The 11,478-nt window shown below is 71.8% G+C and carries 10 protein-coding genes and 1 pseudogene; 9 read left to right on the forward strand and 2 right to left on the reverse strand.

The annotated features are described in order from the left end of the window. Nucleotides 1–76: 76 nt before the first annotated feature. The gene (locus PV342_RS37895; RefSeq protein ID WP_500320694.1) at nt 77–1,144 is read right to left on the reverse strand and encodes an alkene reductase; all 1,068 of its coding nucleotides are present in this window, start codon (nt 1,142–1,144) and stop codon (nt 77–79) included. Nucleotides 1,145–1,283: 139 nt separating this feature from the next. On the opposite strand from PV342_RS37895, the gene PV342_RS37900 reads away from it, so the two are divergent. Continuing rightward, the gene (locus PV342_RS37900; RefSeq protein ID WP_500320696.1) at nt 1,284–1,667 is read left to right on the forward strand and encodes a winged helix-turn-helix transcriptional regulator; all 384 of its coding nucleotides are present in this window, start codon (nt 1,284–1,286) and stop codon (nt 1,665–1,667) included. A gap of 51 nt (nt 1,668–1,718) precedes the next feature. On the opposite strand, the gene PV342_RS37905 is transcribed toward PV342_RS37900, so the two are convergent. Continuing rightward, on the reverse strand, nt 1,719–2,225 hold the full coding sequence (locus PV342_RS37905) for a signal peptidase II (RefSeq protein WP_500320698.1): 507 nt from the start codon (nt 2,223–2,225) through the stop codon (nt 1,719–1,721). A gap of 151 nt (nt 2,226–2,376) precedes the next feature. Here PV342_RS37905 and PV342_RS37910 point away from each other — a divergent pair, with 151 nt between their 5' ends. The 8 genes and pseudogenes from PV342_RS37910 to PV342_RS37945 form a co-directional block, all read left to right on the forward strand. Continuing rightward, nucleotides 2,377–2,862 carry a MarR family winged helix-turn-helix transcriptional regulator gene (locus PV342_RS37910; RefSeq protein ID WP_386997931.1) on the forward strand — a complete coding sequence of 162 codons (486 nt, stop codon included), beginning with the start codon at nt 2,377–2,379 and terminating at the stop codon, nt 2,860–2,862. A 414-nt stretch (nt 2,863–3,276) separates the two neighbouring features. Then, nucleotides 3,277–4,143, forward strand: coding sequence for a patatin-like phospholipase family protein (locus tag PV342_RS37915; RefSeq protein ID WP_500320700.1), 867 nt, complete (start codon nt 3,277–3,279; stop codon nt 4,141–4,143). After that, nucleotides 4,140–5,369: a macrolide family glycosyltransferase gene (locus PV342_RS37920; protein ID WP_500320701.1), complete on the forward strand. Its 1,230-nt coding sequence runs from the start codon at nt 4,140–4,142 to the stop codon at nt 5,367–5,369. Before PV342_RS37915 ends, PV342_RS37920 begins: the two co-directional genes overlap by 4 nt. A 3-nt stretch (nt 5,370–5,372) precedes the next feature. Further along, a complete protein-coding gene (locus PV342_RS37925; protein ID WP_500320703.1) occupies nt 5,373–5,861 on the forward strand; it encodes a hypothetical protein in 489 nt (162 codons plus the stop codon). Next, nucleotides 5,858–6,799, forward strand: coding sequence for a hypothetical protein (locus tag PV342_RS37930; protein WP_500320705.1), 942 nt, complete (start codon nt 5,858–5,860; stop codon nt 6,797–6,799). The genes PV342_RS37925 and PV342_RS37930 overlap by 4 nt, the downstream gene beginning before the upstream one ends. Next, nucleotides 6,796–7,596: a TetR/AcrR family transcriptional regulator gene (locus PV342_RS37935; protein ID WP_400809311.1), complete on the forward strand. Its 801-nt coding sequence runs from the start codon at nt 6,796–6,798 to the stop codon at nt 7,594–7,596. The genes PV342_RS37930 and PV342_RS37935 overlap by 4 nt, the downstream gene beginning before the upstream one ends. A gap of 107 nt (nt 7,597–7,703) precedes the next feature. Continuing rightward, on the forward strand, nt 7,704–10,658 hold the full coding sequence (locus PV342_RS37940) for a M14 family metallopeptidase (RefSeq protein ID WP_500320708.1): 2,955 nt from the start codon (nt 7,704–7,706) through the stop codon (nt 10,656–10,658). A 609-nt stretch (nt 10,659–11,267) separates the two neighbouring features. Next, nucleotides 11,268–11,478: pseudogene (locus tag PV342_RS37945) on the forward strand (ABC transporter substrate-binding protein); the annotation flags it as partial.

The following is an 11,478-nucleotide window of genomic DNA, read 5'->3' on the forward strand; positions in this document are numbered from 1 at the left end:
CGGGCGCCTCACCGGCAGGGAGGCGCCCGGCGCGTCCGCACGTGGCGCGCCGCCGGGCGGGGGCACGCGGGCGGGGTCAGACGAGGGCCGGGTAGTCGGTGTAGCCCCGCTCGTCCCCGCCGTAGTAGCTCGCCGGGTCCGGGGTGTTGTAGGGCCCCTGGGCCTTGATGCGGGTGACGAGGTCGGGGTTGGCGAGGAAGGCGCGGCCGAGGGTGACGGCGTCGGCGACTCCCTCGGTGAAGACGTCGTCGACGGCCTCGTGGGGCGGGCGCTCGTCGTCGTACTGGGGGTTGAGGACGAGGGTGCCGGGCCAGGCGGCACGGAGCTTGCGCGTCAGATCGCGTCCGGCCTGCTCGCGGGTGTGGACGTAGGCGAGCGGCAGGTCGGACAGGGCGGTCAGCAGGGCGGTGTACAGCTCGACGGGATCGTTCTCGACGATGCCCTGGTCCGTGATGCCGGGGGAGATGCGCAGTCCGACGCGCTGTGCGCCGATGGCGTCGGCCACGGCCCTGACGGTCTCCACGACGAAGCGGATGCGGTTCTCGGTGCTGCCGCCCCAGCGATCGGTACGGAGGTTGACGCTGTCGGAGAGGAACTGGTGGAGCAGGTAGCCGGAGGCCGAGTGCAGCTCCACGCCGTCGAAACCGGCGGCGACGGCGTTGCGCGCCGCCGAGACGTGGTCGGCGATGGTTCCGAGGATCTCCTCCTCGGTCAGTTCGCGCGGGACGTCGTGCTCCTTGGGCCCCTCGGCGGTGTACGTGACGCCGGGCGCGCGCACGGCGGAGGGCGCGACCGGGACCAGACCCGTCAGGTCCCGGTGGCCGATCCGCCCGGAGTGCATGATCTGGGCGAAGATCGTGCCGCCGGCCGCGTGGACGGCGTCGGTCAGGGTGCGCCAGGCGGCCACCTGCTCGTCGCTGTGCAGGCCGGGGGTCGCGAGGTAGCCCTGGCCGACCCGGCTGGGCTGGGTGCCCTCGGTGATGATCAGCGCGGCCGCCCCGGCCCGCTGCACGTAGTAGTCGACCATGGACTCGGTGGCCAGTCCGCCCTCGGCGGTCGCGCGATTGCGCGTCATGGGCGACATGAAGATGCGGTGGGGGACCCGGGTTTCCCCGAGGGTGATGGGCTCGAACGGTGCGGTCATCTCAGGTCAGTCCTTGTTCGTGGAGGGTGCCCGCCAGCCCCTGGGATAGTGACTATCTAATGGAAAGCGGCTGGCTCTGGGAAGGCTAATAGAGCCGATCCCTGTCGGCAAGTCGCTATCTTTTGGTAAGCTCGGTGGTATGAGCAGCTACGAGCCCGACTTCTGCCCTCGGTACCACCTGGCCGTCGAGATGATCGGCCGCCGGTGGGCAGGGGTGATCCTGCGCGAGCTGCTCCGGGGCGCGACGCACTTCCGGCAGATCAGCGACGCCATCCCCGACATCACCGACAAGCTGCTGTCGGACCGCCTCAAGCGCTTCGAGCAGGAAGGCGTCGTCGAACGCCACGTGCTTCCGACCACCCCGGTGACCATCGAGTACCGCCTCACCGCCAAGGGCCGCGCCCTGGAGGAGGTCGTCCGGGAGATCTCGACATGGGCCGAGTCGTGGCTGCCGGCGGAGGGTGAGGGCGGCGAGGCCGACGGGGCCGCCCCGTTCGGCGGGGAGATCGAGCCGGCGGCGTGACGCCACGCGGCTCCCGGGGTGCGCGCCCCGGCCCGCGGCGTGAGCGCCGCCCTAACGCTCCAGCGCCTGGTTCCCGGCGCCGCTCGTGACGGCGGCGCGCAGGGGGACACCGCGGAAGCTCTGGATGAGAACGAGCACGGCGCCGGCCGTGATGCACTGATCGGCGAGGTTGAAGATCCCGGAATCGCCGATCTGGATGAAGTCCAGCACGGCCCCCCGGCCCAACCCCGGGGTGCGGAAGACGCGGTCGGCGAGGTTTCCGCCGGCGCCCGCGAAGATCAGTCCGAGACCGACCGCCCAGCCCGTGGAGCGTATGGACCCCGCGACCCGCGCGATGGCCACCAGTGCGACGATCGCCACCAGTGTGAACAGCAGGGTCGCGCGGGGAGCGAAGGAGCCCGCCGCGCCGGAGTTCCGGAAGGCGGTGAAGGTCACCGCGCCGCCCAGGGCGTGCCTGGGTTCGTGGCCCTCGACGACCACCGCGGCGATCGCCTTCGTGATCTGGTCCACGGCGAATCCGGCCGCCGCAACCGTCCACAGCAGATACGCCCGCCGCACCGCCCACCTCCTGATCGCTGGTGCCCGCACCGAGCGTACGCGCAGCTCCGGGCGGAGGGGTGGGCGCCCGGAGCGAGGCGGTGGGGCGGGGGCGGGATTTGGTTTCACTTGATACGGTCTCGAACGGATGTATGGCTGCTAATGTGCGTCCATGACTGCCGACACCCCTCGTGGAGCCAGCGCCTCGCGTGCGACCGACCGCCCCGGGGACACCTCGCCGTTCGCCCTGGGCCTGCTGCTGCGCCGGGCGCACTGGCGCGCGGGTGCGGTGATGGTGGAGGCGCTCCGGCCGCTCGGCATCGAGATACGGCACTTCGCCGTGCTGATGGTGCTGGTCGACCGCGGTCCCACGGTGCAGCGGGACCTGGCCGCGGCGACGGGGTCGGACAAGGCGGGCATCATGCGGGTCGTGGACGACCTGGAGCGCAAGGGCCTCGCCGTCCGCAGGGCCGTGCCGGGGGACCGGCGGGTGCGGGCGGTGGAGATCACGCCCGCGGGCCTGGAGCTGTTCGACGCGGCCCATGTGGCGGCGGAGCCCCTGGCCGAGCGGCTCGTCGCCGATCTGGGCCCCGGTGAGTCCGAGCTGCTGACCGAGCTGCTGACCCGGTTCGCCCACCCCTCGGGCGGCGAGGCGTAGGCACGCCGCAGAAAGATCCTCCAGCCGCGTGGCGCCCCGGCCGCGCGGCTTTTTCGTCGTGTTCCGCGCCGGAGAGCTGGTCGTACCCCGTTCTCTGTCCAAAGAAAGTCGCACGAGAGACGGTATTAAATGATACTGTCGCCGCTGTAACGAAGATGGACGGGGTGGGAGGTCGTCGGGCCGCGACACCGATCCGAAGAGGTGCCGCGGTGAAGGAGGTGGATCATGAGGATTGCTCGTGGCCGGATACCGGTGCCATTGCCACGCTTGGACTTCCCCGGGAGCGCCGCGGCGGGTGGGCGCGGCCGTGGGCGGCCCCTGACCGCCGCGGTCGGCGACCTGGCACTTCCCCGGCCCTGCGACCGCACGCCGGGGCGGCCGGTATCGGCTTCCCTGGACGCCCTTCCCCGCCCCGTGGCCGCGGTGGTGGGCGCGGGTGGCGTGCTCGGGGCGGCGCACGTCGGTGCGGGGTACGCACTGGAAGAGCGCGGATTCGTCCCCGACATGATCATCGGCACCTCGGTGGGTGCCCTTCTGGGGGCGATCGCGGCCGCCCATCCCGACGGTTCGGCGGCCTGGCTGGACCGCGTGTGGACCGGCCTGCGCCGCCGCGAGGTGTACCCGCTCGGCTATCCGACCTCACGGGCCAGCGTCTTCGCCGACCGCGGCCTGCGCCGGCTGATCGAGCGGTCCGGGCTGCCGTCCCGGATCGAGGAACTGCCCATCCCGTTCACGGCGGTCGCCATGGACCTGGACACCGGCGCCCCGGCGCTGCTCGACCGCGGCGACCTGGAGTCCGCCCTGCTGGCCAGTGCGGCGGTCCCCGGAATCCTGCCCCCGGTCGAGCGCGAGGACAGGACGCTCGTCGACGGCGGCGTGATCGCCTACCTTCCGGTACTGGCGGCCCTCCAGGCCGGCGCGGCCAGCGTCGTGGCGCTGTCGACCGGTCCCGAGGGCGCACCGTCCGACCGGACCGACCGGCGCCGCGGGGCCGGCGCGGTCGCCGCCAGGGCGGGGGTGCTCCTGATGCGCCACCAGATCGAACGCGATCTGGACGAGATATCCCGGCACGTCCCGACCGTCGTACTGCCGACCGGCATCGACGCCTGGCCCGCGCCCTGGGACTTCGGCCATTCCCAGCGCCTGATCAGCACCGCGCACCGCACGGCGGGGGGCTTCCTCGACGCGCTGCGCGTCGGCGGCCCGGGCCTGTACCGAACCGACGCCCCTTCGCCGGCCCCGGCCGGGGCGGCACCCTCCGTGTCAGGGGGCCTCCTGTGAGCACCATCGCCTTCCTCAACATCGCCATGCACGGCCGGGTCAACCCGACCCTGCCGGTGGTCGCCGAACTCGTCCGGCGCGGCCACCGCGTCACCTACCACACCTCGGCCGCCTTCCGTGAGGAGATCGAGGCCGCGGGCGCGGAGGTGTACCTCTACCCCGGCGGCGAGCAGCCCCTGCCCGATCCTCCGACACCGGTCACCCTGCTCAAGGGGCTGGCCGACAGCGCCGTAGGCCTGCTGCCCGCCGTCCTCACCGACCTGCGCCACATCCGGCCGGACCTCATCGTCCACGACAATGCCTGCCTGTGGGGCGCGGTCGCGGCCCATGAACTCGGCGTGCCCGCCGCCTCGTCGTTCACCACGTTCGCGTTCAACCGGCTCGTGCCGAGCCCGACCCGCGGCTCCTGGGACCTGCTGAGCGCCGCGGCGGCGCGGCCCGACAGCGTCCGGGGCTATCTGCGGTCGCGCTGGGACCTGCGCCGCCGCTACGACACCCACGGACTGCCCCTGGCCGACCTGGGCAACCTCCGCCAGCCGCTCAACCTCGTCTTCACCTCGCGGGCCTTCCAGCCCAAGGCCGACCGGTTCGACGCCTCCTACCGGTTCGTCGGCCCGAGCATCGGCGCCCGCCCGGCCGACCCCTCGTTCCCTGTCGACCGGCTGCTGCGGGACCCCGTGGTGTACGCCTCGCTGGGCACGGTGTTCAACGCCGACGCGCGACTGCTGCGCACCCTCGCCACCGCCCTGGCCGGGCTGGCCGGCACCGCCGTCGTCTCCACCGGACGCACCGACCCCGCCGCGCTGGGCCCGCTGCCGCCCAACGTGCTCGTCCGCCGGTTCGTCCCGCAGCCCGAAGTCCTCGCCCACGCATCGCTGTTCGTCACCCATGGAGGTATGAACAGCGTCAACGAGGCCCTGTACGCCGGGGTGCCGATGCTCGTCGTCCCCCAGGGCGCCGACCAGCCGATGGTGGCCCGTCGCGTCGAGGAACTCGGCGCCGGACTCGCCATCCCCACCCGGGACATCACCGAGGAGGCGGTGCGCGGCCTCGCCGCGCGCCTGCTCAAGGGTCCGGGGTTCCGGGCGGCCGCGGCCCGCCTGCGGACCGCCCAGCGCGAAGCCGGCGGATCCCGGCGCGCGGCGGACGAACTCGAAACGTACCTGGGTGCGACCGGCCCCGCCGACCGGGCACGAGTCTGCGCCCCCGCTCCGAGGCGGGGCTGAGCCATGTCCATCGCCGTCATGATCCTGCTCGGGCTCGCCGGGGTGTCCGAGGCCGCCGGGCGCATCGTGCCCCTGGCCGTGCGCCGACCCGGCATGCCGCGCAGCCTCGTGGCGGGATCGCTGCTGGGCGGCGGCCTCGTCGAGAGCGCCGTCTTCGCGCTGTGGCCGCTCACCGCGGCGACCCTGGCCGAACTGGCCCTGTCCGCTCCGGCTCAGGACGCCGGACCGGTGTGGACGGGGGAGCTGGCGGCCCCGCTGATGCTCGCCGGCATCCTCGCGTTCCCCTGGCTCGGACCCTTCCTCCACCTCGTGCTCTTCGTAGGGGTCGGGGCCGGTCTGGCCGGCCCGCTCGCCGCGGCCACCGGCATCGGCTGGTGGGACGCGGCCGGCTGCGTGGCCGTCGCGGGAGCCGGACTCGGCCTCGCGGTCGAGGCGGTACGGCGTCTGGTCATCAGGATCAGCGCGACAGAACCACGGGAGGCGATGGCATGAACGGGTACCTTCTGTGGGCGTTCGCCGTCGGACCGGCCCTGATCGCCGAAGCGCTGCTGGCCCGCTACGAGGTGCTGGCCTACGGTGCGCGCTGGCGCGTCCCCGTCACCGAACTCCCGGCGGGCATGCCCTACGCCCGCGGCGCGGCACCCGACAACCCCCCCGGCGCCTACCTCGTCTACCTGGACGGCATCGGCAAACGCCGCGTCCGCGACACCCGCGACGGAGGCCAACTGGTCACGGCCCTCCTCGCCAGGGCCCCCGAACTGCGGGTGCTCAGCCAGGTCCAGCCCTACTCGCCCCTCGCCGACCCGCTGGCCGAACGGCCGGTCTGGGCATGGCTGCGCCGCCGCATCGGGCTGCTGCTGTTCCTGCACAACGTCATGCAGATCTTCGTCGCGGCCGACCGCCGCTACCGCCCCCTCTACAACCGGGCCGTCGGCCGCCAGATCGCCACCCAGCTCCTGCTGGCCGGCTACCGCCCCGACAGCGCAACCCCCGTGGTGCTGCTGAGCTACAGCGGCGGCGCCCAGGTCGCCACCGGCGCGGTCGACGAACTGCACGCCCGGCTGCACGCGCCCCTCCTGCTGATCACGCTGGGCGGATTCCACAACGGCGCCAACGACCTCACCCACGCCGAGCATGTGCACCGGCTCACCAGTGCCGGTGACCGCATCGAACGGCTCGGCACCTGGATCTTCCCCCAGCGCTGGCCGCTGCTCGGCCGCAGCGGCTGGAACCGCGCCCGCAGCGCCGGCAAGATCACCGTGCACCCGCTCGATCCGGCCACGCACGTCGGCCCGGCCAGCTACATCAGCCGCACCGCCCACACACCCGACGGCCGCAGGTACGTCGACCGCACCGCGGACACCGTGATCGCACTCATCCGCGCCCACCACCGCAGCCCGGAAAGGCCGGCGCCGTGCCGCCTGACATGAGGCCATCCCCTCGGCGGTCCCGGGGCGACGACGCGGGCGACGCTCCCGGGAAGAGCGACAGGAAGGACCGGATCCTCACCGCCGCGCTCGAACTCTTCGCCGCCAAGGGCCACTCGGGCACCACACTGCGGGAGATCGCCCGGCAGGCGGACGTGGACCCCGCGTTGATCCACTACTTCTACGGCGACAAGGACACCCTCTTCCGGGACGCGGTGTCCTCCCGCGTCGACCTGTCCACCCTCTTCGACGGCAGCGCGGCCGACGAGGCGGAAGCCGGTGCCACGAACCGGGGGCGGCGGCTCGCCCGCACACTGCTCACCGTCTGGGAGGACGAGTCGACCCGCCTGGCGCTGGTCGCCGTCTACCGGACCGGCACGTCGGACGGGCCGATCGCCGCGACGCTCCGCGCGCGCGTCGACGCGGCCCTCGCCTCGTGCCTGGAGCGGCTCGCCCGCGACGAGGCCCCGCTGTCGCCGATGTCCGCGTCCCTGGTCCGCGCGCACCTGAACGGCCTCGTCATGCTGCGCTACGTCTTCCCCGTAGAGCCCCTGGCCTCAGCGGACTTCGAGAAGCTGACGGAACTGCTCGCCCTCGCCGTCGAGGCCCCGGATCCGGAAACGAGGAGGCGCCGGGACATCGTGAATACGGAACGGCGTATTCCTGTCATTAGCAGGCTACCGATACGTACGCCCGGCCCATCACAAGCCGCGTTCACCGTGATACCGGAATTCTCCCGGCCCCACGTCCCGGCTTTAGGGCAATGGCGGCCGAATTCCCCGTCGCCGTACGGGGAATGACCATCCGACGACGCACCGGCCCCCTGAGGCGTCTTTTTCCCCGGACCTTGACTGGCGACCCGACTTCTTATGGGATTGGCGCCTCTGTCCTGGAACGACGTGAAGGGATGCTCGTGAGAACCAGATCCTTAACGATCGCCGCGGTCGGCGCCCTCATCCTGTGCAGCGCGACGGTGGCACCCATGGCCCAGGCCCGCGACGCGGGAACGGCCGCCACCGAGTCGGACACCGTCAAGGTGTACCGCGCGGAAGTGACCCGCAGTCAGATCCCGCTGCTGCTCCAGGCCGGCCAGGACGCGCACGAGCTGAGCGAGCGGCCACCGGCGCAGGGCACGGCCACGGTCGAGGTCTACCTCACCGGCAGGCAGGCGGAGGACCTGGAGAAGAAGGGCGTGGAGCTCACGGAGCGGACGCTCGGGGCCAAGGCCGAGGCACGCGTGCAGAACGCGGCCGACAAGGTGTTCCGCCCGTACAGCGGCAAGGGCGGCATCAAGGAAGAGATCCTCGCCACCCACCGCGCCAACCCCGGGCTCACCAAGGTCGTCTCGATCGGCAGGACGACACGCGGGCAGGACATTCTCGCCCTCAAGCTCACCAAGGACGCCGCGAAGTCCAAGGACGGCTCGAAACCCTCCGTGCTGTACATGTCCAACCAGCACGCACGTGAGTGGATCACGCCGGAGATGACCCGCCGGCTCATGCACCACTACTTGGACAACTACCGCACCGACAAGCGGATCAAGAAGCTCGTGGACTCCACCGAACTGTGGTTCCTGATATCGGCGAACCCGGACGGCTACGACTTCACCTTCCAGGACGACGACACCCGCCTGTGGCGCAAGAACCTGCGCGACAACAACGGCGACGGCGTCATCACCGCGGGTGACGGCGTCGACCTCAACCGCAACTTCGCCTACAAGTGGGGCTACGACAACGAGGGTTCCTCGCCCAACCCCGCCAGCGAGACGTACCGCGGAGCGGGCCCGAACTCCGAGCCGGAGACGCGGGCGCTGGACGCCTTCCAGAAGCGCATCGACTTCACCTACGGCATCAACTACCACTCCGCCGCCCAGCTACTGCTCTACGGAGTCGGCTGGCAGGTGGCCACGGACACCCCCGACGACGTCCTGTACAGGGCACTGGCCGGCACGCCGGACAACTCCGCGATCCCCGGCTACCACCCGCAGGTCTCGTCGGAGCTGTACACCACCAACGGCGAGGCGGACGGCCACGCGTCCAACGTCAACGGCCTGGCGATGTTCACTCCCGAGATGTCGACCTGCCAGACGGCGTCCGACATCGACCCGGACGACCAGTGGGTGGCCTCCGACTGCCAGTCGGGGTTCAACTTCCCCGACGACGAGAAGCTGATCCAGCAGGAGTTCGAGAAGAACATCCCCTTCGCGCTCTCCGTGGCGGAGTCGGCCGCCCACCCCGACGTCCCCACCTCCTCCGTGGGCCTGAACGCCGCGGACTTCACCCCGGCGCCCTTCACCACCTCCTACGCGCGCGGCCATGACCAGGGGGTCTCGGTCGTCGCGCGCAAGTCGCTGCGCGACAAGGAGCTCAACTACCGCGTCAACGGGGGCCGCACCAAGGACGAGTCGCTGCGCTCCTGGCGGGGCGGCGAGACCTTCGGCGGCGAGGACAACCTCTACTTCGACGAGTACCGCGCGACGGTCCGCGACGGCGACGTCGGCGACAAGGTCGAGGTGTGGTTCACCGGCCGGACCAAGAACGGCAAGAAGGTCTCCAGCGACCACTTCACCTACACCGTGGCCGACCGCCCCTCGGCGGACACCCTCGTCGTCGCGGAGGAAGGCGCAGCCGCCACCCAGACCAAGGCGTACGTCGACGCGCTGAAGGCCAACGGCCACCGCGCGGCCGTATGGGACGTCGCCACGCAGGGCGCACCCGACGCGCTCGCGGTCCTCGGACACTTCCGCACCGTCGTGCATTACACCGGCGCGGCTGTGCCGGGCAACCCCACCCAGCTCGAACTGCGCGCCTACCTCAACGAGGGCGGCAAGCTGATCGAGGCGGGCGAACGGGCGGGCGGCAACGTGGCCCTCGCGGACGGTACCCCGTCGAACGACTTCAGCCAGTACTACCTGGGCGCCTACTCGCGCACGTCGACCAGCGGGGCCACCGGCTTCGCCGGAACGGGCGCGCTGGCCGCCTTCAACGGTCCGCTCACCGGCGCCACCGGCAACCCGCTGGACGCGGCGGGGACCTACCGGGTGACGTCCGACTGGCTCGACACCGCCACGTATCCGCAGTTCGCGAGCAAGGGCGCCGGCCGGTACTCCGGTTCCGTCGCCTCGGACGCGCCCTACGCGGGTTCCTTCATGGCCACCGCCGTCCACACCGACGACGCCTACAACCGGCTCACCCGGACGATCGACCTGAGCGGGGTCAGCGCGGCCGACGCGCCGACGCTCCGCTCGCAGTTCCTGTGGGACACCGAGCCCGGCTACGACAACGCGATCCTGGAGATCCACACCGTCGGCGCCGACGACTGGACCACCCTCCCCGACAAGGGCGGTGCCACCAGCACCCAGGTTCCCGCCGAGTGCGAGGCCGGATTCTACGTCGCCGAGCACCCGTGGCTCACGCACTACCTGACCCCGGGTGGGGCGGGCTGCCAGGCCACCGGCACCTCCGGTGCCTGGAACGGCTTCACGGGATCCTCCGGGGGCTGGCGGCAGGTGAACTTCGACCTGAGCGCCTACGCGGGCAAGAAGGTCGAGGTCTCGCTCAGCTACATCACCGACCCGATCTCCGGCGGCCAGGGCCTCCAGTTCGACGACACCTCCCTGGTCATCCGCGGGGCGGTCACCGAGACCGAGGGCTTCGAAACCTCCCTCGGCCCCTGGAGCGTCGCCGGTCCGCCCGCGGGCAGCCCTCCCGTCCAGCGGGACTGGGCGCGCACCGGCCCGCTGACGCAGGGGGCGGTCGTCACGGACGACACGGTGCTGCTGGGCTTCGGCCTCGAGCACGTCCCCTCGGCGGCCGACCGGGTGAGCCTGGTCCGCCAGGCGCTCAAGGCACTCCGCCGCTGACGCCCGTGCGTGCCGTCCGCCTCTGAGCAGGGCGGCACGCACACGGCACGGCGATCGACGGGCCGGGCGGCCCGTACCCTCCGCGGGTGCGGGCCGCCTCTCGCGTTCCGCGCCCTCCGCCACCACAGATCCGCCGCTCATCCGTCGCGAGCGGCCGAGGACGAGCGCCGTCCCGGGCGCCGGCTCACGCTCCGTTCACACCGGATGCGCTTCGATGGGCCGCATCGCGAGCCGGGTGGAGCCGCGGCCGCGCGTCCGGCTTCCGGCGGGGACGGCCGCCGAGCGCTGAAGGGGGCGGGAGTTCGGCGCGCGCGTCGACGCCGGGTGGCTCGATTTCCGATTCATTCACGGTGAATCCACTGCGCGGCAATGCGGCATTCACGCAAGGACGGCTAGGTTCAGGGCTTTGGGCGTCAGGGCCGCCGCGATGCGGTGCGGCGTGATCTGAAGACGCCGACCTGAGCTGCCCTTCAGGCAGGTCACGTCACCCCGGTTCCGGGCGGCAGGGTGACACCTGGCAGGATAAGGGACCGTCTGACGCGAATCGGGAATGAGCAACTGTATACGCGTGAGCCTGTATAGGTTACCGCAAAGTAGTGAGGAAGTCTTGTGAGGAATCGAGTCCAACGACTGGCGCTCCCGCTCTCCGCGACGGTGACGGCGGTCGTGGTCGCCGGCTGCGGGGCGGGAGGGTCGGACGGCGGGGCCACCGGGAAGTCCGTCACGATGGGCATCACGGACAAGGTGACCGCGGTCGATCCGGCCGCCGGTTACGACGTCGGCTCCTGGATCGTGTTCAACAACGTCTTCCAGTCGCTGC

It is taken from the genome of Streptomyces sp. PA03-3a, assembly GCF_033792735.1.
Taxonomy (GTDB): Bacteria; Actinomycetota; Actinomycetes; order Streptomycetales; family Streptomycetaceae; genus Actinacidiphila.

Bases quoted from the DNA above. Each gene is read 5' to 3' on its own strand.
- PV342_RS37930 (WP_500320705.1), top strand. From the start codon at position 5,858: ATGAACGGGTACCTTCTGTGGGCGTTCGCCGTCGGACCGGCCCTGATC.
- PV342_RS37935 (WP_400809311.1), top strand. From the start codon at position 6,796: ATGAGGCCATCCCCTCGGCGGTCCCGGGGCGACGACGCGGGCGACGCT.
- PV342_RS37940 (WP_500320708.1), top strand. From the start codon at position 7,704: ATGCTCGTGAGAACCAGATCCTTAACGATCGCCGCGGTCGGCGCCCTC.
- PV342_RS37925 (WP_500320703.1), top strand. From the start codon at position 5,373: ATGTCCATCGCCGTCATGATCCTGCTCGGGCTCGCCGGGGTGTCCGAG.
- PV342_RS37900 (WP_500320696.1), top strand. From the start codon at position 1,284: ATGAGCAGCTACGAGCCCGACTTCTGCCCTCGGTACCACCTGGCCGTC.
- PV342_RS37895 (WP_500320694.1), bottom strand. From the start codon at position 1,144: ATGACCGCACCGTTCGAGCCCATCACCCTCGGGGAAACCCGGGTCCCC.
- PV342_RS37910 (WP_386997931.1), top strand. From the start codon at position 2,377: ATGACTGCCGACACCCCTCGTGGAGCCAGCGCCTCGCGTGCGACCGAC.